Genomic DNA, 23,927 nt, shown 5'->3' on the forward strand with positions numbered 1-23,927 from the left:
CGCCTTCCGTCCCACATCAGCAGGAAAGAAAACGGGCTTGGCTCGGCGTTGCCTCGTTGCACGGTGTGAATCGCGCGCGTTCAGGGGTTTCGCCGAATTTGAAGGGTTCTGCACCGGCCGTTTCCGGCTGGGCACTCAATGCTTTAAGTCCGCTATGTTTACCAATTTCATCACCCCGGCAGGGCGGACGCGATTCTACCATCGCGCCGCAGCCTGACCAAACCGGCGCGAACCCCAGTTTCGCCCGTCCGCGACCCGGCGCGCATTCATCGACCCGTCACAAACGTTCCCGATAATCCGCCCCACGAAAACGTTTACAACGACGCACGTCCCTCGACGAGGCGCGCGGCACACGCTGACGGGAACCCAACGATGACGCCCACGATCAAGGATGTCGCCGCGCACGCGGGCTTTTCGATTGCGACCGTCTCGCGCGCGATCAACGCGCCGCACACGGTCAACCCCGTGACCCTCGAAAAAGTGCGTCAGTCGATCGACGCCCTCAACTTCCGCCCGAGCCCGCTCGGCCGCCAGTTGCGCGGCGAGCGCTCGCGCCTGATCGGCGTGGTGCTGCCGACGCTCGCCAATCCCGTGTTCGCCGAATGCCTGCAAGGCATCGACGAGCTGGCGTCCGCGCAAGGCTACCGGCTGATGCTGATGACCACGCAATACGACGCCGACCGCGAACGCCACGCAATCGAAACGCTGCGCGAACAGCGCGTCGAAGGCCTGATCCTAACGGTGGCCGACGCCGACACGCACCCGCTGCTCGACGAACTCGACCGCGACGGCATGCTGTACGTGCTGATGCATAACGACACCGTGCGCCGCCCGTCCGTGTCCGTCGACAACCGGCAAGCCGCGTACGACGGCGTACGTATGCTGATCGCGCACGGCCATCGCCGCATCCTGATGCTCGCGGGCACGCTCGCCGCGTCCGACCGCGCGCGGCTGCGTCATCTCGGCTACACGCAGGCGATGCAGCATGCGGGCCTCGCGCCCGCACCCGCGCTCGAAATCGATTTCAATGCCGACGAACTCGCGCCCGCCGTGCTCAACCATCTGACGACGGGCCCGAATCGCCCGACGGCCCTCTTCTGCTCGAACGATCTGCTCGCGATGGTCGTGATGCGCGGCCTGCGTCGCGCGCGTCTGCAGATGCCCAACGACATGTCGATTCTCGGCTTCGACGGCCTCGCGATGGGCGAACTGCTGTCGCCGCCGCTCGCGAGCGTCTGCGCGCCGAACCGGGAGATCGGCTGCGCGGCGTGGCGGCGGCTGATCGCGCGGGTCGACGGCTCGCAGCCTTCCGGCTTCGACGACGCGCTGCACGCGCCGTCGCTGTCGCTGACCTTGCCGCACACGCTGCGCGAAGGCGCGACGGTCGCGGCGATCTCCGACACGTCGGGCGCAACGTTGAACCGCATCGTCCGCTCGCCTGCGTAATCCCCTTTAAAAACACCCCTTCTCAACCTCCGGGAGACCTGTCGTGAACCGCCGTTCCTCCATCGGTATTGCAGCGTTGCGCGTCGCGCGCGCCGCGCTGGTCGCCTCGTCGTTCGTGCTGACGCTGGCTGCGCCACAACTCACGCACGCCGAAGAAACCGCGATCTGCTACAACTGCCCGCCCGAATGGGCCGACTGGGCGAGTCAGATCAACGCCATCCAGCAAAAGACAGGCGTCCACGTGCCGTTCGACAACAAGAACTCCGGCCAGTCGATCGCGCAGTTGATGGCCGAGCAGAAAAGCCCCGTGGCGGACGTCGTGTATCTGGGCGTGTCGTCGGCGTTCCAGGCGAAGGACAAGGGCGTGATCGCGCCGTACAAGCCCGCGCACTGGAACGACATTCCCGCGAACCTGAAGGACCCGCAAGGCTACTGGTTCGCGATCCACTCAGGCACGCTGGGCTTTTTCGTCAACAAGGATGCCCTCGAAGGCAAGCCCGTGCCGCGTTCGTGGGCCGACCTGCTGAAGCCCGAGTACAAGGGGATGATCGGCTACCTCGATCCGTCGAGCGCGTTCGTCGGCTATGCGGGCGCCGTTGCCGTGAATCAGGCGCTCGGCGGCAGCTTCGACAACTTCAAGCCGGGTCTCGACTGGTTCGCGAAACTGAAGGCCAACCAGCCGATCGTGCCGAAGCAAACGGCCTACGCACGCGTGCTTTCGGGTGAAATTCCGATCCTGCTCGACTACGACTTCGATGCGTACCGCGCGAAGTACAAGGATCACGCGAACGTCGAGTTCGTGATCCCGAAGGAAGGCACGATCGAAGTGCCGTACGTGATGAGCCTCGTGAAGGGTGCGCCGCACGACGCGAACGGCAAGAAAGTGCTCGATTTCGTGCTGTCGGACGAAGGCCAGAAGCTGTGGGCGAACGCGTATCTGCGCCCCGTGCGGGCCAACGCAATGACGCCTGATGCCGCTTCGAAGTTCCTGCCCGCCAGCGACTATGCGCGCGCACGTGCCGTCGACTTCGCAAAGATGGCCGAAAAGCAGCAGGCGTTCGGCGAGCAGTATCTGCAGGTGATGCATTGAACGACATCACGTTCCCGCTGCGCTGGCGCATCGCGTTGATCGCGCCAGCGCTCGCCGTGTTCATCGCGTTCTGGCTGCTGCCGATGACGGCGCTCGTGCAGGTGAGCGCCGACGGTCATCTGCTGAAGACGTACGGCGCGATGCTCGCGAATGCGCGCTATATGAAGAGCCTGTTCGCGACGGTCGTGCTGTCGGCGGCCGTGACGGCGACGACGCTCGCGCTCTCGGTGATCTCGGGCCTGTTGCTCGCGCGCCGCGAGTTTCCCGGCAAGCGTACGTTGCTCGCGTTGCTGACGTTTCCGCTCGCGTTTCCGGGCGTGGTCGTCGGCTTCATGGTGATCATGCTGGCGGGCCGCCAGGGTTTGATCGGCGCGCTGTCGCTGAAGCTCACGGGCGACAAGTGGGTCTTCGCGTATTCGATGACGGGCCTCTTTATCGGCTACCTGTATTTCTCGATTCCGCGCGTGATCGTTACGGTGATGGCGTCGGCGACCAAGCTCGATGCATCGCTTGAAGAAGCCGCGCGTTCGCTTGGCGCATCGCCGTGGCGGATCATGCGCGACATCGTGCTGCCCGCGCTGTCGCCGGGCCTGATCGCGGCGGGCGCCGTGTGTTTCGCGACGGCGATGGGCGCGTTCGGCACGGCGTTCACGCTCGCAACCGACATCGACGTGCTGCCGATGACCATCTACACCGAGTTCACGCTCAACGCGAACATGGTGACGGCGGCGGGCCTGTCGATCGTGCTCGGGATCGTCACGTGGATCGTGCTGTATGTCGCGCGCAGCGTCAGCGGCTCGGCCGTGGCGGCGACGGCCTGATTGGGCCGATTCTTTTCCATGTCGAATGAAGACACTCGCATGAATTCCGTTGCTCAAACCACGAACGCGCCTCAGATGCAGCACAAGCGCGCGTTCTCCCTGCCCTCGTCGCGCACGTGGCTCGCGACGGGCCAATGGTTCGTCACGCTGCTGCTGTGTGCGTTTCTGATCGTGCCCGTCGTGATGTCGATTCTCGCGGGCCTCACGGTGAACTATTTTCAGGGCATCGCGAGCGGTCTCACATTGCGTTGGCTCGGCGAAGTATGGACGCAGTATCACGGGTCCGTGTTCCTCTCGCTCGAAATCGCACTCGCGACGCTCGTCATCACGCTGCTGACGGGCGTGCCCGCCGGCTATGTGCTCGCGCGCAGCGAGTCGCGGGCCTCGCGCATCATCGAAGAATTTCTCGTGCTGCCGATCGCCTTGCCCGGTCTCGCATCCGCGCTCGCGCTGCTCGTCGTGTATGGCGGCTTCACGATGTTCCGCATGAGTATCGCGTTCATCGTCGTCGGGCATGTGGTGTTCACGCTGCCGTTCATGGTGCGCGCCGTCGCCGCCGTGTGCGCGAGCGCCGGACTGCGCACGCTCGAAGAAGGCGCCGCGAGCCTCGGCGCGAGCTTCTTTCAGCGCTTCATCACGATCGTGCTGCCGAACGTGCGGCCTGGCATCGTGGCGGGCGCGCTGGCTGTCGTCACACTGTCGATCGGCGAATTCAATCTTACGTGGATGCTGCACACGCCCGAAACGAAGACGCTGCCCGTGGGTCTCGCCGATACCTATGCTTCGCTGCGCATCGAGATCGGCAGCGCTTACACCATTCTCTTTTTCATCATGACGATGCCGCTGCTCGTCGCGATGCAATGGCTCGGCGTCGATGCGACGGGTCAACGCAACGCGCGGCAGAAGAAGACACCCGCCATCGATACGACATCATCCGCAGAAGACCAGCCATGAAACTCGCTTCCATTCCCATCACGCTGACGCGCTGCGCGAAGACGTTTCGCGGCACGCGCGTGCTCGAGCCGCTCGATCTGTCGATTGGCGCGGGCGAAACGCTGGTGCTGCTCGGACCGTCGGGTTGCGGCAAGACGACGACGTTGCGCATGATTGCCGGCCTCGAACAACCGGACGCGGGCGGGCGCGTTGCATTTGGCGACGAGGACGTCACGGCGCTGCCCATCGAGAAACGCCAGGTCGGCATGGTGTTCCAGAGTTATGCGCTGTTTCCGAACCTGACCGTGCGCGGCAACATCAACTATGGTCTGAAGATCAAGCGCGTGGATGCGGACGTGGCGCGGCAGCGCGTGGACGAGTTGCTCTCGATGATGCGGCTCACCGATCACGCCGACAAACCGATCGATCAGCTTTCCGGCGGTCAGCGTCAGCGCGTCGCCCTGGCGCGGGCACTCGCGCCGCAACCGCGGGTGTTGTTGCTCGACGAGCCGCTGACGGCGCTCGATGCGCGTTTGCGCGACACATTGCGCGGGGAGATGAATGCGCTGCTGCGCGAGCTTGGGATTACGACGGTTTATGTGACTCACGATCAGGCTGAGGCGATGGAACTGGGCGACCGCATCGTGGTGATGAGCGCGGGGCGCATCGAGCAGATCGGCACGCCGCGGGATATCTATTACCGGCCGGCTAACCGGAATGTTGCGCAGTTTGTTGGGACTATTAATCGCGTGGCAGGGCAGGCGCGGAATGGGTTGCTTGCCACGACGGGTGGCGCGATTCCTTTGCCGCCGACGCATGCTACTCGGGTTACGCCTCACGGCGATGAGGTGTTTTTTCGGCCTGAGGATGCGTGGATTGCTGATCTTGCTGATGCGCAGTTGCGCGGGACCGTTGATGCTGCAGCATTTCTGGGTGAGCGCACGCGGCTCACTATTCGCGATGCGGCGCCTGATTTGATTGTTGTTGATGTGGCTGGGAGAGTTGAACTTGCTCGGGGGACGGTTGTTGGGGTTTCTGTCGCGCAGGATGCTTTGATTGCGTTATCGTAGGTTTTTGGGGGTTGGTTCGGTTTGATTTGGGTTTTCGCTGGCATCCGCGATTTGTTAGCGTGCTTCAAGCGTCGCCCCTGTGCGGGGCGGCACCTACTTTTCTTTGCCGCCGCAAAGAAAAGTAGGCAAAAGAAAGCGGCTCACACCGCCAGCGCTTGTGTTTGCCTGAGGGCCCCCAACCGGTCCCACACTTCACACGGCAGTGCCCTGGTTGGTGCTCGTTGCCAACGCTTCGAATGAACGCCTCACCCGCTTCGAATACCCGTACTCGGGCAAGCGGCAGCGAATGGTATGTGCCGCCCAGGTGGCAAACTGTGTGTAGGTTGTCACGTCGTATAGCTTGGCGCTCTTACATGGAGGTATGCGCGCGCTATCGGGTCCGAAGTGAGGCGTGTGCAGTGCTACGGCCTACACACAGTTTGCCACCTGGGCGGCCGTGGACTATCTGGCACGGCATCCTGTAGTACACGTGTGTGAAGTGGGTGAGGCGCACCGCAAGAGCGTTGGCAACGAACAAAGGTCACATGATTGCCGTGTGAAGCGTAAGACCTTTTGGGGGCCCTCAGGCAAGAACAAGAATTGGCGGTGTGAGCCGCTTTCTTTTGCCTACTTTTCTTTGCGGCGGCAAAGAAAAGTAGGTGCCGCCCCGCACAGGGGCGACGCTTGAAGCACGAAGGCAAAGCGCGGATGCCAGCGAAAAGGCAAAACGCAGATGCCAGCGCAAAGACCAAAACACCGACCGGCAACGCCTGAAGCACGAAGACAACTCGCGGATGTCATCGAAAACCGAAAAACACCCTAACAGCGTCGCAGACACAAACAGCAAAAAGAGGAACCCCATGTTAATAGCCCAGATCAGCGATCTGCACATCAAACGCCCGGGCGCGCTGGCCTACCGCCGCGTGGACACGGCGGCGTATCTATCGCGCTGCGTAGAGCGGCTGAACGCGCTCACCCCAACTCCAGACGCAGTCGTCATCACCGGCGATCTCGTCGACCAGGGCGAGCCCGAGCAATACGTACATCTGAAGTCACTGCTAGCACCGCTAAAAATCCCCTACTACCTGCTGGTAGGCAACCACGACGACCGCACCGCACTGCGTGCCACATTCAGCGACCGGGAAGAACTGCACACGAACGACGAGTTCATTCAATACACAGTCGACATAGGCCCACTCCAGCTGATCGCACTCGATTCAATGGTCCCCGGCCAAAGCGCCGGCCTGCTCTGCGACACGCGCCTCGCCTGGCTCGAACAGCAACTACAAACGGCCCACGACAAACCCGTGATTGTCGCGCTGCATCATCCACCATTCGTGTCGGGCATCGGCCACATGGACGCGCTGCGGCTCGAACCGACCTCGGCAAAAAAACTCGCGACGCTCGTCGCACGTCATTCGAACGTAGAACGCGTAATCTGCGGCCATGTACATCGCCCGATGTTCGTCCGCTTCGGTGGCACAATCGCATCTGCGGTGCCCGCGCCCGCGCATCAAGTGGCGCTCGACCTGCGCGACGACGCGCCTTCGGCCTTCATGATGGAGCCGCCCGCGTTCGCGCTACACCGCTACGACAGCGTGAACGGCCTCATCACGCATCACGCCTATGTCGATGCAGCGGACGGACCCTATCCATTCTATGAACCGGAAGGATCGTTGATCGACTGAGCCCGCGCCGGGCGTGCCATCCAGCACAATCCGCCCCACTCCGGTATCATCGGCACGCTCGACTCTCTGCCGCCGGCGCCACGCCGGCCGCCGCATCATGTCCACGCCCGCCTCCGACCACACCGCAACTGACCGATCGCTGAGCGGCCTTCTGCTACTGCTCGCGACGATCGCGGGCGTCTCCGTCGCGAACATCTACTACAACCAGCCGCTGCTCGACGACTTCCGTCTGTCGTTTCCGCAAAGCGCATCGTGGATCGGCGTGGTCCCGACCATGACCCAGCTCGGCTACGCGGCAGGCATGCTGCTGCTCGCGCCGCTCGGCGACCGCTTCGACCGTCGCAGGCTGATCCTGCTGCAGATCGCCGCCCTGTGCATCGCGCTGCTGTTCGCGGCCGCCGCGCCAAATCTGTCAGTGCTCGTGGTCGCGAGTCTCGCGATCGGCATTCTCGCGACAATCGCGCAGCAGGCCGTGCCGTTCGCCGCCGAACTCGCGCCGCCGTCGCAACGCGGCCATGCCGTCGGCACGGTGATGAGCGGGCTGCTGCTCGGCATTCTGCTCGCGCGCACGGCAGCCGGCTTCGTCGGCCAGTACCTTGGCTGGCGCGCGGTATTCGGCGCATCGATCGCTGCGCTGCTGGTGCTTGCCGCCGTCATCATCGCGAGGCTGCCGCGCAGCAAGCCGACCTCGACGCTTGCCTACGGACAGCTGCTCGGCTCGATGTGGCATCTCACCGTCGAACTGCGCGGCCTGCGCGAAGCGTCAATGACGGGCGCCGCGCTGTTCGCCGCGTTCAGCCTGTTCTGGTCGACGCTCGCGCTGTTGCTGGCGGGCGCGCCGTTCCACTATGGGCCGCAGGCGGCGGGTCTGTTCGGTATCGTCGGCGCAGCGGGCGCGATGGCCGCGCCGCTCGCGGGCAAGTTCGCTGACAAGCGCGGGCCGCGCGCAATCGTCTCGCTGTCGATCGCGCTGGCGGCGCTGTCTTTCGTCGTGTTCGCGTTGTCGGGCACGAGCCTCATTGGCCTCGTGATCGGCGTGATCGTGCTCGACGTCGGGGTGCAGGCCGCGCAGATCTCCAACCAGTCGCGCATCTATGCGCTGAAGCCCGAAGCGCGCAGCCGCGTGAACACGGTGTTCATGGTCTGCTATTTCATCGGTGGCGCGGTCGGGTCGGGCGTGGGCGCGTTCGTGTGGCCGCTGTTCGGTTGGGTCGGCGTGAGTATCGCCGGTCTGCTGTTTACCGCGCTAGCCGGCCTCAATCACCTGCGTGGGCGTCCTGAGCCGCTGGCGGCTTCCGGCGCGACGGAGTGATCGCGAACTGATGTCGCCGCGCCGAAACAGCTATCGTTCTTCCAGCCGCCCCTGCGCATAGTCATGCAGCGCGTCGATCACGCGATCGAACTCGAACGACTTGTCGTAGAAATGCCGCACGCCGTATTGCTGGCACCGATCGCGGTACGCGGGCAGCGCATGATTGGTCAACACGGCGGCGAACGTCGATTCGATCAGCCCTTCCTTCTGCATATACGCAAGCACAGGCACACTCGATCCGCCCTTCAATTGCAGATCGACGATCACGGCGTCGAACGCTTCGCCATCCAGCAGCGCGATCGCCTCGTCGGCGGACTCGGCCTGCGCGGCCACCTGCATCACGCCTGATGCATCGATCGCTTCGACGATGCTGCGCCGGATCAGCGGCGAATCCTCGATCAGCAGCACACGCAACGGCGCGCGGCCGGAATCGGTGTGAGCAGTGAGGGAGTCGGCGTTCATCGGTTGCGTTCCATGCTCGCGGGGATCACAGGTTCATTCGATCAGGCCGTTCTTGATCGCGTAGTACGTCATGTCCGCGTTGTTCGTCATGTGCATCTTTTCCAGCACGCGCGCGCGATACGTGCTGACCGTTTTCACCGACAGATGCAGTTCGCCGGCGATGTCGGTCGGAATCTGCCCTGACGCGAGCTTGCAGAAGATCTGGAACTCGCGCTCCGACAGCTGTTCATGCGGATGCGTCGCAGCAGGCTTGTCGAGACTGTTTGCGAGCGTATCGGCAACGGCTTCCGACAGATAGCGATGCCCGCGCGCGACCGAGCGGATTGCGCGCACGATCTCGTCGGGCTCGCAGTCCTTGTTCAGATAGCCGTTCGCACCGGCGCGCAGCAGGTTGATTGCGTACTGGCTCTCCGGATAGGCCGACAGGATCAGCACGCCCTGCCCGGGCCGCATCTGCCGGATCACGCGCAACGTGTCGATGCCGTTCTTGTCGGGCATCGCGATATCGAGCAGCACGACATCGAAAGGCTCGCTGTCCGGCTGCTCGCGCACGAGGCGGATCGTCTCGTCGCCTGTCGAGGCTTCCGCCGCGACGCACATGTCCGGCTCGTCAGCGACGAACTGTCTGAATCCGCCCCGGACGATCGCGTGATCGTCCGCTATCAGCACTCGAATCATGGATGTGGTTTACCGCAGTACATGTGCATTTGCTTTATGGCGTGCAAAGGCGGGCGCGCAGCGCGCACCGCCCATCGCATTCGCGCCCAGCGGCCCTTTGCCCTCACTCGCGACCCGACAGCAGATCGGCCATATCGTCCGCGTGCTCTTCCTCGACAGCCAGAATCTCTTCGAACATCCGGCGCGTCGTGACGTCGCCGTCACCTAGATAGCGGATGATCTCGCGGTAGGTATCGATCGCAATGCGCTCCGCGACCAGGTTCTCGCGAATCATGTCGGTCAGGTTCTTGCCCTCCTTGTATTCCGAGTGCGAGCGCTTTGACAGGTTGTCCGGCGCGAAGTCCGGCTCGCCGCCCAGTTGCACGATGCGCGCGGCGAGCGTGTCGGCATGGCCCTGCTCTTCGTTCGCGTGCTCGAGAAACTCCTGCGCGACAGCTTCCGAATTGATGCCCTTCGCCATGAAGTAGTGGCGCTTGTAGCGCAGCACGCAGACGAGTTCCGTCGCGAGCGCGCCGTTGAGCAGCTTGAGCACGGTCTCGCGGTCCGCGCCATAGGTCTGCGTGACGGGACCATCGTCCATATCCTTGCGGGCCTGTTCACGAATGCGCTTGAGGTCCATCACGAATTCGCCTTTCGTTGCGTTCGACATTGACTGACTCCTTGTTCCGGTATTGTGGGAAACGCGCACGCGGCCGTCGTCTGTCATATACGGCGGCGCAGCGTGCGCCATGCGGGCTTGCGCTAGGTTCGGAACACGCCAAGCAGCAGCGTGACGACGAACACCACCAGGAAGATGTAGAACAGAATCTTCGCTATTTCGGCGGCGCCGGCGGCAATGCCGGTGAAGCCGAACACAGCGGCGATGATCGCGATCACGAAGAACACGAGTGCGTAATGCAGCATGACAACGCTCCTTCCTGTTTAAGCGATGAACGGCGGCGGACCCATTCAAGCGGCCCGCGCTTTATCTTTTATCCTGAGTTGCCTGAGTTGCCTCCGCGGCTTCGTTAATCGACGATCTTCTTCGTGATGACGAAGCCGAGCACGAGGAACACGACGCACAGGATCAGGAACACCACGAACAGGAACTTCGCGATAGCCGCCGCACCTGCCGCGACGCCTGTGAATCCGAGCAGCCCCGCGATCACGGCAATCACGGCGAAGAACAACGCCCACTTGAGCATGATGGCAACCTCCCTGGCTTGATGTGGCTAATCGGCTGATGGTGGCTATGGATGCCTGCCACTCATCGTACGGAGCACGTTGCGTACCCGCATTCGGGCGCGGGCTGTTTTTCATGTGGGAATCCGCCGACATCCGCTTTCGGCGAGGCTTCTGGCGGCCCGTGCGAAGCGCGCGCGAACGCAAACGCGCCGCGCGACGCTACACTGTCGATGACTTCATCGCATGGAGACGGCAGTGTCAGACGGCGCGGAAGCGGGACTCACCACCAGGCTGACGGACTGGATGCATCAGCGCAGCTGGGCCATCGCGATGACGGTTGCGATCGTCATCACGTGCGGGGGTCTCGTCATTCTGGAAACGGCGCGGCAACGCATCGCGTCGGAATACGAAGCGGCGCTTGAAGCACGCAACGCGAGCGTGCAGCTCAGCGACCTCGCCGGACAACTCGCTCTGTTGCAATCGCATGAAAGCCGCTTTCTTCTGACGAGGGACGATGCCGACGCGCGCAGCTATTGCGCGCGCGCCGCCGACATCCGCCGCGGCATCCGTTCGCTCGACACGTACTTCAAACGCGCCGCCGACAGCGCGGAACTGTCCAGCTTTACGCAGATCGCCGCGCTGATCGGCGTGCGCATCGGCAGCGGCGCGCATGCGCTGCAACAGGCTGCGCCGCATCCACTCGATCTCGCCGCATGCGGCGGCGCAGCGGCGAACAGCAACGTCGATGCGTCGCTCGTGACGAGCACGCTGTCGTTACTGCGCGACAACGAAGAGCGCCGCGCGCAGCGCGCGCTCGACGCGAGCCGCGCCGACCAGCGCGTCTCCACATTCGTCGCGGCGGGCCTGTCCGCGCTCAATATCGTGTTGTTCATTCTGCTGTTCCGCAACCTCGGCCTTCAGCTCGACAGCCAGGCGCGCGCGCAAAAGCAATTGATCACGCAGCAGGAAGAACTCGATCAACTGGTCAACGAGCGCACGCGGCAACTCGAAGCGCTCGGCTGGCACTTGCAGGCCGTCAGCGAAAACGAAAAGACCCAGCTGGCGCGCGAACTGCACGACGAACTCGGTGCGATTCTCACGGCGAGCAAGATGGACGTCGCGTGGGCGCGGCGCAAGCTTCAGGACACCGATCCCACAATCGCCGAGAAACTGACGCGCGCGCTCGAGACGCTCGATCAGGGCATCGCGCTCAAGCGTCGCATCATCGAGGACATGCGGCCGACGGTGCTCGCGAACTTCGGCCTCGTCACCGCGCTGCGCACGCTCGCCGACGAAGCCGCGCAGCGCAATGGCTGGGCGCTTGACCTGCACCTGCCCGACGACGAATTGCAACTCGACGAGCAGACCGAGATCGCGCTCTTTCGCGTCGCGCAGGAGTCGCTGACCAACGCAGCGAAGTACGCACGCGCGACGCAGGTCACGATCGATCTGGGCGCGGGCCATGGCGAGGTGTCGCTGCATATCGCCGACAACGGCGTCGGTATCATGCCCGCCGACCTGACGCGCACGCATACGCATGGGCTGATGGGCATGCGCCAGCGCGTGGCCGCGCGCGGCGGACGCTTCGACATCCGGCGCGGCGAACTGCACGGCACCGACATACGCGTCGTGCTGCCCGTGCCGACCGTCGGCGTGGCCAGGGAAGACAGTCCGGGCGTCGATCAGATTGTTGAGGAAGCACCGAGGCGCGTTCCGGACGACACCAGCGCCCAAGGCCACGCGCCCGTCGAACGCCTTTGATGTCCGCGTAGGATTGCGCCGACACAAAAATCGTGGCGCCTCTGACAGCATCGCGGCCATGCGTCTCTTACCATGGAATCAGACCGGATCGGCTGGCGCGACGCCCCGGTCGGACGACAGGGCGCGCACGCCGGGCGATGTCGAATGCAACACTGACCAGACGGGCGCGCGCGAATCGATCGAAGCATACGTCGAAGATTCCTGACTATTCCAGATAGGGAGAAAACTCATGACACGACTCATCGCACTCCTGCTGCTCGCGGGCACGACACTGCTGGCCGCCTGCAATACGATGGCCGGCGCCGGCCAGGACATCTCCAAGGGCGGCAACGCGATCACCAATTCGGCCGAGAAGCACTCCGACTGATAACGCACGCGCCCGGTCGATTCGATTCGATTCATCCCCGGTTCATCCGATACCACTCGCCGCCGCGTACCACGCGGCGGCTTTTTTACGCCTGCGCTTTGCGAACTCCAGGAACGTCACGAGCAAGCGCGCAAAACAGAACGGCGGCCCATTCGCATGAACCGCCGTGCCGTCCCCCCTGCTACCGCATCGTCATCAGGCCATGTCGTCGTTGTTTATTGGCCGTTCAACGTATTGGTCAATTCAAGCGCCGGTTGCGTGGTGTTGCCGCCCTGCGCGACGAGCAGGTGGATCTGGTTCGGCAGCAACTGGCTGAGTACGCCGCCGATCGGCACCGACGTCACGAGCCAGTCGGCGTTGTTCGCTAGATCGAACGAACTCGACTGGAAGATCGGCGTCTTGCTGCCCGCCGTCGTCGCGATCAGCACATACGTGCCACCCGATACGTAGACCGAGTCCTGGCCGCTCGCGGGCACCGCGTTCTTGAAGGACACGCCTGCCAGCGTCGGACTGGCGCTCGTGATGTTCGTGTTGTTCGCTGGCACCAGATACAGGTCGAGATTCGATGCGTTCAGCGACGCATTGAAACCCCGCACGCGCGCGCTGTTCGACAACAGCCCCTTGTCGAACGGATCGTCGATCAGACCGATGTCAGCGCCCGACGAGCCCGGCACCGCGATCACCGTATACTCGTGGCCCTTCGCGACATCGGGGAAGGTGCCGCTCGCTAACGCCGTCGTGGTCCCCGTCGCCGCATACGCAACCGAAGTCTGTCCCGTGTTGATGTTGGCGAAGTTCGTCACGTTCTTGTACGAGATGTTCTTCTGCAACGCGCCGCCGTTGACGAGGAAGTCGACGGCTGGGCCGCTTGGAATAGCGTGCACAAAATGGATCAACGGATTCTGCAACCCGAGTTCTTTGCCGACGTCGTTCGAACTTCCGCCGCACGCCGACACTAGCGCGGCCGCTCCGATGAGCGCCACCATGGTCCTGATAACCTTCATTTGCCACCTCTCCCTGATTGGGCTCGAGCCCGTTGATCTGCGGCTTGCCGCCTGCGCAGTCGCGTCCGTTCTTCGTCGACGTTATGTGTCGTTGTCCGCCGCACGGCCGCGACTGCGCGTCCAACATGGCGACGCGCCTTTCATATGTCCGCGAGGTCGGCCAGCGCTTTGAGGATCGACTTGCCCGCATCGATTGGACGATTGCGGACAGCAATCGCCGTGCCGCGATGGTCATTGCCAACGGCAGGCGAATAAAATCGACCTTCAGATTCCGGGGTTGGAGGCGATTAGAATTTTCCCTCGGAGGTTTTACGAGAGGCGCGCGTGTATCGTTCGAGCGCGTCCCAACTTTACATGGTCCCTTGCATGTCTTACCCGCGGCTCTTGTCCGAACTCGATCTGGGCTTCACGCGCCTGCGCAACCGCGTCGTGATGGGTTCAATGCATACGGGCATGGAGGACCGCTTCTGGCATTACCCGAAGCTCGCCGCGTACTTTCGCGAGCGCGCCAGAGGCGGCGCGGGCCTCATCATCACGGGCGGCATCTCGCCGAATCGCGAAGGCTGGCTGCTGCCGTTCGGCGGCACGCTGAACTCGGTCTTCGATCTGCACAATCACCGCAAGCTGACGAGAGCCGTCCACGAAGAAGGCGGCAAGATCGCGCTGCAGATCCTGCATGCGGGGCGCTACGGTTATCAGCCACTGGTCGTGTCGGCGTCGGCGCTGAAGTCGCCCATCTCGATGTTCAGGCCACGCGCGCTGACACTGGCCGGCATCGCGCGAACCGTGCGCGCGTACGCCCGTTGCGCGCGGCTCGCGCAACGCGCCGGCTACGACGGCGTCGAGATCATGGGCAGCGAAGGTTATCTGCTGAACCAGTTTCTGTGTCCGCGCACGAACCGGCGCGACGATGCCTACGGCGGCAGTCTCGAGAACCGGAAGCGCCTCGCGCGCGAAGTCGTGCAGGCCGTGCGCGCGGCGTGCGGCGAGCGGTTTATCGTCGTGTACCGGTTGTCGCTGATCGATCTCGTCGAAGGCGGCAATACGTGGGATGAAACCGTGCAGATCGCGACAGCGCTCGAAGCGGCGGGCGTCACGATCTTCAACACGGGCGTCGGCTGGCATGAGGCGCGCGTGCCGACCATCGTCACGTCCGTGCCGCGCGCCGCGTTCGCGCCGTTGGCGGCGCGTCTGAAGGCGGCCGTCGGCGTGCCCGTGATCGTCTCGAACCGCATCAATACGCCGGAGGTCGCCGAAGACCTGCTTGCGCAAGGCGCGGGCGATCTGGTGTCGATGGCGCGGCCGCTGCTCGCCGACCCCGAGTTCGTCGTGAAAGCAGCCGAAGGTCGCGCGGATGAAATCAACACCTGCATCGCGTGCAACCAGGCGTGTCTCGATCACACGTTTCAGAATAAACGCGCGACGTGTCTCGTCAACCCGCGCGCGGGGCGCGAGACGGAACTCGTCTACCGCCCGCTCGCTTCGCATCAGCCGCCGCGCGCCGTGGCCGTGGTCGGCGCGGGACCGGCGGGATTGTCGGCGGCGACCGTGGCGGCCGCGCGCGGTCATCGCGTGACGCTGTTCGATGCGGCTGCAACCATCGGCGGCCAGTTCAATCTCGCGATGCGCGTGCCCGGCAAGGAAGAGTTCAGCGAGACGATCCGCTATTTCGGCAGCCAGTTGCGCAGGCACGGCGTCGACGTGCGCCTGGGCACGCGCGTCGATGCGGCGCTGCTGGCGGCCTCCGCGTTCGACGACGTGATCGTCGCCACGGGCATCGTGCCGCGCCGCCCTGCGATTGCCGGTATCGACGGGCCGAATGTGCTGTCGTATGTCGACGTGTTGCGCGGCGCGGAGGTCGGGCGGCGCGTCGCCGTGATCGGCGCGGGCGGCATCGGCTTCGACGTCAGCGAATTCCTGCTGCATCCAGCGGACGAGCCGCTGCCGTTATCGCGCGAAAGTTGGGCGGACGATTGGGGCGTCGATCTGTCCGTCAGCGGGCGCGGTGGCCTCAGTGCGCCGCGTGCCTGCGTGCCCGTGCGCGAGATCTGGCTGCTGCAGCGCAAGGCCGGCAAGCTCGGCGCGGGCCTCGGCAAGACGTCGGGATGGGTGCATCGCGCGGCGCTCGCGCGCAACCAGGTGCGGATGCTCGATGGCGTGACGTATCGGCAGATCACGGAGCGCGGGATGCTGATCGAGCGTGAGGGCAGCGAGCAGTGGCTCGATGTCGATACGATTGTGGTGTGCGCGGGACAGGAGTCGTTGCGCGATCTCTACCCTGCTACACCCCACTCATCCGCTGCGGATGGGCCGCGCTTTCATGTGATCGGCGGAGCGTCGGTGGCGACGGAACTCGACGCGAAACGCGCGATCCGCGAAGGCGCTGAGCTTGCCGCGCGCTTGTAGCCGCCGTTGTAGCTTTATGCACTAGCGTCTTTCAAGCCACGCCGCCGGTAATCGAACCAGAACGACAGCCCGACGCTCGCCAGAATCACGCCCGTCGCGACGACCGTCGCGCGCGTCACCGGCTCGCCGAGCAGCAGCGCGCCCAGCGCGACCGCGACCACCGGGTTCACGTACATGCAGCTGCTGGCGATGATCGGGCTCGTGTGCCGGATCAGAAAACCGTACGCGACATACGCGGCCATCGTGCCGATCAGCATCAGATACAGGAACGCGACGACGGGCAGAAAGTGAATGTCCATCATCCGCTCGCCCGAGACCCACGCGACCAGCGTCGACATCGCGCCGCCGAGGCCGATCTGCAGCGACGTCGACAGAAACAGGTCCGATGGCAGCTTGAGGCGCGACGCCAGATGCGCGCCGCCCGCCCAGAACAGCGCGCCGCACAGAATGGCGAGACTGCCGCCCGCCGAGCCCGAGCTCTGGTCGCCGTGACTGAGAATCCCGATGCCGACCAGCCCCAGACCGACCGCGAACCATTCACCCCTGCCGATCTTGCGTCCGGCGATCGCCGCGATGACCGTGGCGAAAAGCGGCACGGTCGCGACCATCACGGCCGCTGTGCCCGTGCCGACGGTGCGCATCCCGTACGCGAGCATCCCGCTCGACAGTCCAACGAGCATCGTGCCAACCATCCCGGCATTGCGGATTTCCGTGAGGGGCGGCCACGTAGGTTTGCGGCGCATCGCGAAGATGAACAGTCCGACACCCGCGAAGAAATTGCGCAGCCCCGACATCAGCAGCGGCGGAAACGAGCCGAGCGCGACGTGCACGGCCAGATAGGTCGAGCCCCAGACGATATAGACGACGCCGAGCGCAAGCGCGATCTGTCCGCCATGGGATTGCGGAAGGCGAAACGGGAAACGGTCAGGAAAATTCAGCGCCACGTTCAGCCCGCCCGTGCCGGCGATTGCGCCGCGGCCCCGCTGAACACCCACGAACGGGACGGCAGGCGCCGCATCGGCGACGCGGCAGGAAGGGCAAAGCGGGCGGGCATAGCAGTAGAGCGGATGTCGAACGGCAAGGGAGGCACCAGGTCAATGGTGCGAATTGATGGCCTACGCGATGCAGAATGCAACAACAGCAGCCAACGGGCGCGAATCGCTCGCGCCGCCGAGCATTATGCAATATCTGGGCAATCCTCCGGCAAGAGAATCGTAACTTTCGTTGTAAGCGGGATGAAACGTCGAGCGCGGGCAGGAATCGCGCGCCGCCCGCCCGGATTCGCCACAGTCAGTCGTAGCTCACCAGCACCGTCACGGCACGTTCCGTTGGCGCGCCGCCCACGATCGACAGCGTGCCGCCCGCGTGGCCCACGCTGTACTGCGCGCGCGCTGCCAGCGTGACGCGATTCGCGTTGTCGGTGAACCGCGTCTTCAGCGTATGCGGTGCGGCGACGCCCGCGTCCGTATTGATGAGCACCGCGATATGCGCTGCCGGCGAGGTATCCGGTGCGGGCGTGAACGTCACATCGATCGTCGATTCATGCTTCACGCCCAATTTTTCAGTATGGAATCCTTGATAATTGTCCAAAACGTAACTCGCGATATCGTACGGCGGCGCGACGATCGTCCCCTTGAACGTGATGGTCCCTCCCGGCCCAAACGACGCTGCTGCAAGCGCCATCGGCGACCACAGCGCTGCCGCGACGACACTTGCGGCTACCGCCCCGAGCGCCCGACTCGATATTTTCATTGCACGATCCTTTCAAACTGATTTTGTTTAGGCTGACTGATCAATCATCTGCCTCGAGGGGTGTATCGGCTCGGCTCGGGCAAACTTGAATAGAGCCGGTGAATGTTTGCCCGGGGACAAAAAACCTTTCTCCCCAGCATTGATGAGATAACAGCCTGAGTGGGGCGCGAGCCGCACGCCAGCGATGCGATCGCAAGAAAGCCCGATGTAGCGCGGCTTTCCCGCCGGCCATGGCACGCGCAAATCGCGCGAGGCGCCCGCGCATTCCGCCAATTTCAAGACAAGTTGCCAAACCCGGCCCGGCCAGGTTATCGTGTGCGCTGCTAACGCGGGGGTCCTGCGTTGTGCGTCGCCTGAAAGACACCGGGCACCGCACGGCGTGGGTGAGAAATACCCTTTGAACCTGATCTGGATAATGCCAGCGCAGGGAAGCGTTCGGGCTCGCCGCTTCACCTGCCGCACCGTTTCACCCTCCTCGCGCGAACCCGGTCCACTTCCCCTTCGTCTCGTTCTCCTGCGTAGCTGTAACGCCCCACATTTGCATGGAGAGACGCATGAACGCCAACCCAAAATTCATTTCCGCGGACGCGCACGTCGACGAAGCCGCCGTCGCGCCGCTGCCGAACTCGCGCAAGGTCTACGTGACCGGCTCGCAGCCCGATATCCGCGTGCCGATGCGTGAAATCACGCAATCGGATACGCCGACGGGCTTCGGCGGCGAGAAGAATCCGCCCATCTACGTGTACGACACATCCGGCCCGTACACCGATCCCGACGCGAAAATCGACATTCGCGCGGGCCTGCCCGCGCTGCGTCAGGGTTGGATCGAAGCACGCGGCGACACGGAATCGCTGGACGGTCTGTCGAGCGATTACGGCCGCGAGCGCGCCGCCGATCCCGCCACCGCGCAACTGCGTTTTCCCGGCCTGCATCGCACGCCGCGCCGCGCGCAGCCCGGCAAGAACGTCTCGCAGATGCACTACGCGAGGCAAGGGATCATCACGCCGGAAATGGAATACATCGCGATTCGCGAGAACCAGCGCCGCGCCGAGTATCTGGAGAGCCTGAAGACGAGCGGCCCGACGGGCGAAAAGCTCGCCGCGATGATGGGCCGCCAGCATCCCGGCCAGGCGTTCGGCGCCAGCGCGTTCGGCCCGAACGGACTGACGGAAATCACGCCCGAATTCGTGCGCGAGGAAATCGCGCGCGGCCGCGCGATCATCCCGGCGAACATCAATCACCCGGAAAGCGAGCCGATGATCATCGGCCGCAACTTCCTCGTGAAGGTCAACGCGAACATCGGCAATTCGGCCGTGACGTCGTCGATCGGCGAGGAGGTCGACAAGATGACGTGGGCGATCCGCTGGGGCGGCGACACGGTGATGGATCTGTCGACGGGCAAGCACATTCATGAGACGCGTGAATGGATCATCCGCAATTCGCCCGTGCCGATCGGCACGGTGCCGATCTATCAGGCACTCGAAAAGGTCAACGGCAAAGCCGAGGACCTGACGTGGGAAATCTTCCGCGACACGCTCATTGAACAGGCCGAACAGGGCGTCGACTACTTCACGATCCATGCGGGCGTGCGCCTGCAGTACGTGCCGCTCACCGCTAACCGGATGACGGGCATCGTGTCGCGCGGCGGCTCGATCATGGCGAAATGGTGTCTCGCGCATCACAAGGAAAGCTTCCTGTACGAGCACTTCGAAGACATCTGCGAAATCATGAAGGCCTACGACGTGAGCTTCTCGCTCGGCGACGGCCTGCGCCCCGGTTCGATCTACGACGCGAACGACGAAGCGCAGCTGGGCGAACTGAAGACGCTCGGCGAACTCACGCAGATCGCGTGGAAGCACGACGTGCAGGTGATGATCGAAGGTCCGGGCCATGTGCCGATGCAGCTCATCAAGGAGAACATGGACCTGCAGCTGGAATGGTGCGACGAGGCGCCCTTCTACACGCTCGGACCGCTGACGACGGACATCGCGCCCGGCTACGACCACATCACGTCGGGCATCGGCGCGGCGATGATCGGCTGGTTCGGCACGGCGATGCTCTGCTACGTGACGCCGAAGGAGCACCTGGGTCTGCCGAACAAGGACGACGTGAAGACGGGCATCATCACGTACAAGCTCGCCGCCCACGCGGCCGATCTGGCGAAGGGCCATCCGGGCGCGCAGGTGCGCGATAACGCGTTGAGCAAGGCGCGCTTCGAGTTCCGCTGGGAAGACCAGTTCAATATCGGCCTCGATCCCGACAAGGCGCGCGAGTTCCACGACGAAACCTTGCCGAAGGACTCGGCGAAGGTCGCACACTTCTGTTCGATGTGCGGCCCGCACTTTTGCTCGATGAAGATCACGCAGGACGTGCGCGACTACGCGGCGAAGGAAGGCATGAGCGACACCGACGCGCTGAAGAAAGGCATGGAAGTGAAGGCCGTCGAGTTCATCAAGAACGGCGCGGAGATTTATCAGCGGCAGTGAATGTGATCCAACCACGCTTCTAAATGCGAAGCCCGCCTGCAGTCGAGGCGGGCTTTTTTGCGCGCGTTTTTACCGCATCGCGTCGCGTTTGCATGTGCTTTTTACGTCATGCCGTGATTGTTCGACGCGTCGAAACATTTGATTACCAAACCGACACTTTACTGACAAGCCCATACAAACAGAAACGGCACGCGGCGATACCATCGAATCACCAGATCAGGACCGCGATTTGCGAGTCCCGTCGATACGAACATCAGGGAGACGCAATCATGAAAACCTTCCATCGAATCGGTGCGCTGGCTACGGTCATAGCCGTGGTGGCAAGTCTCTCCGCATGCGACGGCATGACCACGCGGCAGCGCGATACGGCAATCGGCGCGGGCGTGGGCGGCGCAGCGGGCGCGGCGATCGGCGGCAACGCGCTGTCGACGCTGGGTGGCGCGGCCGTCGGCGGCGTGATCGGCAATCAGGTCGGCAAGTGACGTAGCGAGCCATTGACTGAAGTGCGAGCGCTCTCATCAAGCGATTCGCGCGCAACATGAAATACGACAAATCGCCGTCGAAGGCGATGCAGGCAAACGGCTTCGAATCCCGCGCCGGCGAGGTTGCAGTCGCGGAAATTCAAAGCCGAAGGGAGATGGGCAAAGTCCGGCGCGCACGTACGCGCCGGACATGTCCTTTCACTGATCGTGCATGAAATACCCCGTTACCACTTTGTGACGTGCGCGTTGAAACGCTGACGTAAGCTCCATAGATAACGCGCGCGAAATGCGCGCCGCGAGATTATGAGGAGCACGTCATGAAACCGCTCGATGCAACGATGCGCGCCGCCAGCGCCGTTGCAGCGCTGGCAATGTCGGGCGTGCTGTCCGGCTGCTACTACTATGGCCCGTACGGCTACTATCCCGGCTACGGGTACTATCCCGGCTACCCCGCTTACCCCACCGTGCCGACGGCGGCAACGCAGCAAGAGATGCCCATCGGACCTGGCTATCCAGCCGGCGGTCCCGCACAAGCCTCCGCTCAGGCGCAATTCGCTATGCCTGGCGACAGCGCGTCCTATCCGGCCGGACCCGCCTACGACCCCACTGTCGCTTACGCCGCCGCGCCTGCGTATTACCCTGTTGCGTATCCCGTCTATCCGTACGGTTACCCCTACTACGGCTGGCCCGGCTGGTGGGGACCGTCGATCTCGCTGAGCTTCGGCTACTGGGGCGGATGCTGCGGCGGCCACTACGGCTACTGGGGGCATCACGGCTATTGGGGCGGCCATGGCTACTGGGGCGGCAACGGACACGGTTCCTGGGGCGGCGGCCACGGCAACTGGAATGGTGGCCATGCTGGCTGGGGCGGCGGACATGGCGGCTGGGGTGGCGGCGGTAACAGCTGGGCAGGCGGCGGCCACGGGCGCTCGCACTGAGCCGTATCGAATGCGGCACGCGTCGAAGCACGCGCGCCCCGTTCCGCGGACACCAACGAACGCTAACGAAACACCAACGAAGCGCCAACGAAGCGCCAACGAAAGCCCACGCTACGATTCAGCACCCACTTCTATTCCCGCAACAACCTTCTTCGTTTTCCCTGCTTGACTGGAATCGCCAGCGCTCTATGCTGGCGGTTGCCTGTGCAACATCTGTTTAATTGCGTGATCCGACGTCGCGCGTTCCCCAGCTTTCCCCACTCCGCGCTACGCCGCTTTCATCCGTCCAGCCCTGCCGCTTCGCCGCGTCGGTGCAGTCCTCGCGTCGAATCGAAAAACAATGATGGAGACGTGATGTTCCACCAGTTTCTGACTCCTATCGGCAATTCGCTGTTGCCATCGTTTCTCGTTGCTGCATTGCCCATTTTCGTCGTGCTCGTGTTGCTCGGCTGGGCGCGTCGCCCGGCGTGGCAGGCGTCGCTGGCCGGTCTCGTCGTCGGGTTGCTGATTGCGATCGTCGGCTGGCACTTTCCCGTCGGCCTCGCGCTCGATTCCGTCGCGGCGGGCGCGGTGTTCGCCTGCTGGCCCGTGATGTGGATCGTCGTCACGGCGATCCTGCTCTACAACATCGCGCAGTACTCGGGCCGCTTCGCCGCCTTCCGCATGTGGATGATCGACAATCTGCCGAACGACCGGCGCATCGTGCTCGTCGTGATCGGCTTTTCGTTCGGCGCGCTGTTCGAAGGCATTTCGGGCTTCGGCACGCCGATCGCGATCACCAGTTCGCTGCTGATCCTGCTGGGCTTCCCGCCACTCGAAGCGCTAACCTTCACCCTGATCTTCAACACGGCGCCCGTCGCGTTCGGCGCGCTGGGTGTGCCGATTACGGTGCTCGGCGCAGTCACGCACCTGCCCACCGACGCGCTCGCCAAAATGGTCGGCCGCCAGTTGCCGTTCTTCGCGTTGGCGCTGCCGTTCTACGTGATCGGCGTGTACGCGGGCTTTCGCAACATGCTGCGGGTGTGGCCCGTGCTGCTGGTGTCGGGCGGCAGCTTCGCGCTGACGCAGTTCGTCACGTCGAACTTCATCAACTACAGCCTGACGGACGTGCTGTCGTCGCTAGTTTCGCTGATCCTGACAATTGCCTTCCTGCGCGTCTGGCGCCCCGCCGCCGATCCCGCCTTCGCCATCAACGTCGATCGCGTGAACGAGACGCGCGGCAAGATCACGGGCGCGCAGGGCTGGTATCCGTGGCTGATCGTGTCGGCTGTCGTGATCATCTGGACGATCTCGAAGATCTTCATGATCGGCGACGTGAAAGTGCCGTGGCCGGGTCTCGACAAGGCTGTCTTCATCACGCTGTACAACGCGCCGTATGGCGCGATCTGGGACTTCCAGCCGCTCGCGACAGGCACCGCGATTCTCGTCGCGGCGCTCATCACGGCGTTCGTCGTCAAGCTGAAACCCGGTGACTTCGGCCGCGCGATCGCCGATACGTGGGTGCAGACGCGCATCGCCATCCTGACGGTGGCGACCATCGTGGGCCTCGCATACCTGATGAACTATTCGGGCATGAACTACACGCTGGGTCTCGGCGTGGCGTCCGTGGGCGCGTTCTTCCCGCTGGTGTCGGCGTTCCTCGGTTGGGTCGCCGTGTTCCTGTCGGGCAGCGATACGTCGGGCAACGCGCTGTTCGGCAATCTGCAGGTGGTCGCAGCGAATCAACTGAACCTGAACCCGGTACTGATGGCCGCGACCAACTCGTCGGGCGGCGTGATGGGCAAGATGATCTCGCCGCAAAACATTTCCACAGGCGTCGCGACGACTAATCTCAAAGGCAAGGAAGGCTTCGTGTTCGCGAAGACTTTCAAGCATTCGATCCTGCTGACCGTCCTGCTCGGCATTCTCGTGTGGCTGCAGCAGAACGTGCTGCAATGGATGATTCCGCATTGACGCCTGATCGTTGCCAGAGCGGGCGCGACACGCTTCGCGCCCGCGCGCCCGCCTGATAGCGCCAATCCTGACGGGCGAATTGTCGATTCTTGCTGTTTCATCCCATCGTGAAACGACGCGCGTAATCCCGGTGTT

The 23,927-nt window shown here is 63.7% G+C and carries 23 protein-coding genes and 1 riboswitch; of the genes, 14 read left to right on the forward strand and 9 right to left on the reverse strand.

The window, feature by feature from the left end:
* Positions 1-372 precede the first annotated feature (372 nt).
* The 7 genes from SB822_RS04025 to SB822_RS04055 all read left to right on the forward strand — a co-directional run bounded on the left by SB822_RS04025 (position 373) and on the right by SB822_RS04055 (position 8,339).
* Positions 373-1,446, forward strand: coding sequence for a LacI family DNA-binding transcriptional regulator (locus SB822_RS04025; RefSeq protein ID WP_007585568.1), 1,074 nt, complete (start codon positions 373-375; stop codon positions 1,444-1,446).
* A gap of 43 nt (positions 1,447-1,489) precedes the next feature.
* A complete protein-coding gene (locus tag SB822_RS04030; RefSeq protein WP_090835471.1) occupies positions 1,490-2,536 on the forward strand; it encodes an ABC transporter substrate-binding protein in 1,047 nt (348 codons plus the stop codon).
* On the forward strand, positions 2,533-3,357 hold the full coding sequence (locus tag SB822_RS04035; protein ID WP_079484863.1) for an ABC transporter permease: 825 nt from the start codon (positions 2,533-2,535) through the stop codon (positions 3,355-3,357). Before SB822_RS04030 ends, SB822_RS04035 begins: the two co-directional genes overlap by 4 nt.
* A 75-nt stretch (positions 3,358-3,432) precedes the next feature.
* Positions 3,433-4,311, forward strand: a complete 879-nt coding sequence (locus SB822_RS04040; protein WP_407671761.1) for an ABC transporter permease — start codon at positions 3,433-3,435, stop codon at positions 4,309-4,311.
* Positions 4,308-5,360 (forward strand): ABC transporter ATP-binding protein, encoded by a 1,053-nt coding sequence (locus SB822_RS04045; RefSeq protein WP_090835466.1) that lies wholly within the window; start codon positions 4,308-4,310, stop codon positions 5,358-5,360. The genes SB822_RS04040 and SB822_RS04045 overlap by 4 nt, the downstream gene beginning before the upstream one ends.
* A gap of 839 nt (positions 5,361-6,199) precedes the next feature.
* Positions 6,200-7,027: a phosphodiesterase gene (locus tag SB822_RS04050; RefSeq protein WP_090835464.1), complete on the forward strand. Its 828-nt coding sequence runs from the start codon at positions 6,200-6,202 to the stop codon at positions 7,025-7,027.
* 97 nt (positions 7,028-7,124) lie between these two features.
* Positions 7,125-8,339 carry an MFS transporter gene (locus SB822_RS04055; protein WP_090835461.1) on the forward strand — a complete coding sequence of 405 codons (1,215 nt, stop codon included), beginning with the start codon at positions 7,125-7,127 and terminating at the stop codon, positions 8,337-8,339.
* A gap of 30 nt (positions 8,340-8,369) precedes the next feature.
* Here the strand turns inward: SB822_RS04055 and SB822_RS04060 are convergent, their stop codons facing one another.
* The 5 genes from SB822_RS04060 to SB822_RS04080 form a co-directional block, all read right to left on the reverse strand.
* Positions 8,370-8,801, reverse strand: a complete 432-nt coding sequence (locus tag SB822_RS04060; RefSeq protein WP_090835459.1) for a response regulator — start codon at positions 8,799-8,801, stop codon at positions 8,370-8,372.
* Positions 8,802-8,834: 33 nt separating this feature from the next.
* The gene (locus tag SB822_RS04065) at positions 8,835-9,479 is read right to left on the reverse strand and encodes a response regulator transcription factor (protein WP_090835456.1); all 645 of its coding nucleotides are present in this window, start codon (positions 9,477-9,479) and stop codon (positions 8,835-8,837) included.
* 103 nt (positions 9,480-9,582) lie between these two features.
* Complete coding sequence (locus tag SB822_RS04070) at positions 9,583-10,128, reverse strand: bacterioferritin (RefSeq protein WP_090835454.1); 546 nt, start codon at positions 10,126-10,128, stop codon at positions 9,583-9,585.
* A 92-nt stretch (positions 10,129-10,220) separates the two neighbouring features.
* Positions 10,221-10,382 (reverse strand): DUF1328 domain-containing protein, encoded by a 162-nt coding sequence (locus SB822_RS04075; RefSeq protein WP_012400904.1) that lies wholly within the window; start codon positions 10,380-10,382, stop codon positions 10,221-10,223.
* Between the two features lie 104 nt (positions 10,383-10,486).
* Entirely contained in the window at positions 10,487-10,663 is a 177-nt protein-coding gene (locus SB822_RS04080; protein WP_007585549.1) for a DUF1328 domain-containing protein, read from the reverse strand.
* A 223-nt stretch (positions 10,664-10,886) separates the two neighbouring features.
* Here SB822_RS04080 and SB822_RS04085 point away from each other — a divergent pair, with 223 nt between their 5' ends.
* Positions 10,887-12,404, forward strand: a complete 1,518-nt coding sequence (locus SB822_RS04085; RefSeq protein ID WP_090835452.1) for a sensor histidine kinase — start codon at positions 10,887-10,889, stop codon at positions 12,402-12,404.
* Between the two features lie 78 nt (positions 12,405-12,482).
* Here the strand turns inward: SB822_RS04085 and SB822_RS04090 are convergent, their stop codons facing one another.
* A complete protein-coding gene (locus SB822_RS04090; RefSeq protein ID WP_158660486.1) occupies positions 12,483-12,635 on the reverse strand; it encodes a hypothetical protein in 153 nt (50 codons plus the stop codon).
* Between SB822_RS04090 and SB822_RS04095 the strand changes: the two genes are divergently transcribed.
* Positions 12,634-12,771, forward strand: a complete 138-nt coding sequence (locus SB822_RS04095; RefSeq protein WP_007585547.1) for an entericidin A/B family lipoprotein — start codon at positions 12,634-12,636, stop codon at positions 12,769-12,771. The two genes, SB822_RS04090 and SB822_RS04095, sit on opposite strands and share 2 nt — an antisense overlap.
* A gap of 215 nt (positions 12,772-12,986) precedes the next feature.
* On the opposite strand, the gene SB822_RS04100 is transcribed toward SB822_RS04095, so the two are convergent.
* A complete protein-coding gene (locus SB822_RS04100; protein WP_090835449.1) occupies positions 12,987-13,775 on the reverse strand; it encodes a DUF4397 domain-containing protein in 789 nt (262 codons plus the stop codon).
* A gap of 366 nt (positions 13,776-14,141) precedes the next feature.
* On the opposite strand from SB822_RS04100, the gene SB822_RS04105 reads away from it, so the two are divergent.
* Positions 14,142-16,181 (forward strand): NADPH-dependent 2,4-dienoyl-CoA reductase, encoded by a 2,040-nt coding sequence (locus SB822_RS04105; RefSeq protein ID WP_090835447.1) that lies wholly within the window; start codon positions 14,142-14,144, stop codon positions 16,179-16,181.
* A gap of 14 nt (positions 16,182-16,195) precedes the next feature.
* On the opposite strand, the gene SB822_RS04110 is transcribed toward SB822_RS04105, so the two are convergent.
* Positions 16,196-17,125 carry an EamA family transporter gene (locus tag SB822_RS04110; protein WP_176133812.1) on the reverse strand — a complete coding sequence of 310 codons (930 nt, stop codon included), beginning with the start codon at positions 17,123-17,125 and terminating at the stop codon, positions 16,196-16,198.
* A 346-nt stretch (positions 17,126-17,471) separates the two neighbouring features.
* On the reverse strand, positions 17,472-17,933 hold the full coding sequence (locus tag SB822_RS04115; protein ID WP_079484833.1) for a hypothetical protein: 462 nt from the start codon (positions 17,931-17,933) through the stop codon (positions 17,472-17,474).
* Between the two features lie 320 nt (positions 17,934-18,253).
* Positions 18,254-18,381, forward strand: a riboswitch (TPP riboswitch).
* Between the two features lie 106 nt (positions 18,382-18,487).
* Here SB822_RS04115 and thiC point away from each other — a divergent pair.
* From thiC to SB822_RS04135, 4 genes are all read left to right on the forward strand, one after another.
* Positions 18,488-20,419 (forward strand): phosphomethylpyrimidine synthase ThiC, encoded by a 1,932-nt coding sequence (gene thiC / locus SB822_RS04120; protein ID WP_090835444.1) that lies wholly within the window; start codon positions 18,488-18,490, stop codon positions 20,417-20,419.
* A 269-nt stretch (positions 20,420-20,688) separates the two neighbouring features.
* On the forward strand, positions 20,689-20,901 hold the full coding sequence (locus tag SB822_RS04125) for a glycine zipper 2TM domain-containing protein (protein ID WP_079484831.1): 213 nt from the start codon (positions 20,689-20,691) through the stop codon (positions 20,899-20,901).
* 317 nt (positions 20,902-21,218) lie between these two features.
* Complete coding sequence (locus tag SB822_RS04130) at positions 21,219-21,839, forward strand: hypothetical protein (RefSeq protein ID WP_007585534.1); 621 nt, start codon at positions 21,219-21,221, stop codon at positions 21,837-21,839.
* Positions 21,840-22,193: 354 nt separating this feature from the next.
* Positions 22,194-23,792 carry an L-lactate permease gene (locus SB822_RS04135; RefSeq protein ID WP_090835440.1) on the forward strand — a complete coding sequence of 533 codons (1,599 nt, stop codon included), beginning with the start codon at positions 22,194-22,196 and terminating at the stop codon, positions 23,790-23,792.
* Positions 23,793-23,927: the final 135 nt, after the last annotated feature.

It is taken from the genome of Paraburkholderia sp. SIMBA_054 (genome assembly GCF_046534875.1).
Taxonomy (GTDB): Bacteria; Pseudomonadota; Gammaproteobacteria; order Burkholderiales; family Burkholderiaceae; genus Paraburkholderia; species Paraburkholderia hospita.

What these genes read in the sequence shown, in the direction of transcription:
- SB822_RS04115 (WP_079484833.1), bottom strand. Translation starts at nt 17,933, where the DNA reads ATGAAAATATCGAGTCGGGCGCTCGGGGCGGTAGCCGCAAGTGTCGTC.
- SB822_RS04090 (WP_158660486.1), bottom strand. Translation starts at nt 12,635, where the DNA reads ATGAGTTTTCTCCCTATCTGGAATAGTCAGGAATCTTCGACGTATGCT.
- SB822_RS04075 (WP_012400904.1), bottom strand. Translation starts at nt 10,382, where the DNA reads ATGCTGCATTACGCACTCGTGTTCTTCGTGATCGCGATCATCGCCGCT.
- SB822_RS04040 (WP_407671761.1), top strand. Translation starts at nt 3,433, where the DNA reads ATGCAGCACAAGCGCGCGTTCTCCCTGCCCTCGTCGCGCACGTGGCTC.
- SB822_RS04050 (WP_090835464.1), top strand. Translation starts at nt 6,200, where the DNA reads ATGTTAATAGCCCAGATCAGCGATCTGCACATCAAACGCCCGGGCGCG.
- SB822_RS04025 (WP_007585568.1), top strand. Translation starts at nt 373, where the DNA reads ATGACGCCCACGATCAAGGATGTCGCCGCGCACGCGGGCTTTTCGATT.
- SB822_RS04070 (WP_090835454.1), bottom strand. Translation starts at nt 10,128, where the DNA reads ATGTCGAACGCAACGAAAGGCGAATTCGTGATGGACCTCAAGCGCATT.
- SB822_RS04125 (WP_079484831.1), top strand. Translation starts at nt 20,689, where the DNA reads ATGAAAACCTTCCATCGAATCGGTGCGCTGGCTACGGTCATAGCCGTG.
- SB822_RS04095 (WP_007585547.1), top strand. Translation starts at nt 12,634, where the DNA reads ATGACACGACTCATCGCACTCCTGCTGCTCGCGGGCACGACACTGCTG.
- SB822_RS04080 (WP_007585549.1), bottom strand. Translation starts at nt 10,663, where the DNA reads ATGCTCAAGTGGGCGTTGTTCTTCGCCGTGATTGCCGTGATCGCGGGG.
- SB822_RS04065 (WP_090835456.1), bottom strand. Translation starts at nt 9,479, where the DNA reads ATGATTCGAGTGCTGATAGCGGACGATCACGCGATCGTCCGGGGCGGA.
- SB822_RS04060 (WP_090835459.1), bottom strand. Translation starts at nt 8,801, where the DNA reads ATGAACGCCGACTCCCTCACTGCTCACACCGATTCCGGCCGCGCGCCG.
- thiC (WP_090835444.1), top strand. Translation starts at nt 18,488, where the DNA reads ATGAACGCCAACCCAAAATTCATTTCCGCGGACGCGCACGTCGACGAA.
- SB822_RS04135 (WP_090835440.1), top strand. Translation starts at nt 22,194, where the DNA reads ATGTTCCACCAGTTTCTGACTCCTATCGGCAATTCGCTGTTGCCATCG.
- SB822_RS04045 (WP_090835466.1), top strand. Translation starts at nt 4,308, where the DNA reads ATGAAACTCGCTTCCATTCCCATCACGCTGACGCGCTGCGCGAAGACG.
- SB822_RS04085 (WP_090835452.1), top strand. Translation starts at nt 10,887, where the DNA reads ATGGAGACGGCAGTGTCAGACGGCGCGGAAGCGGGACTCACCACCAGG.
- SB822_RS04130 (WP_007585534.1), top strand. Translation starts at nt 21,219, where the DNA reads ATGAAACCGCTCGATGCAACGATGCGCGCCGCCAGCGCCGTTGCAGCG.
- SB822_RS04055 (WP_090835461.1), top strand. Translation starts at nt 7,125, where the DNA reads ATGTCCACGCCCGCCTCCGACCACACCGCAACTGACCGATCGCTGAGC.
- SB822_RS04100 (WP_090835449.1), bottom strand. Translation starts at nt 13,775, where the DNA reads ATGAAGGTTATCAGGACCATGGTGGCGCTCATCGGAGCGGCCGCGCTA.
- SB822_RS04105 (WP_090835447.1), top strand. Translation starts at nt 14,142, where the DNA reads ATGTCTTACCCGCGGCTCTTGTCCGAACTCGATCTGGGCTTCACGCGC.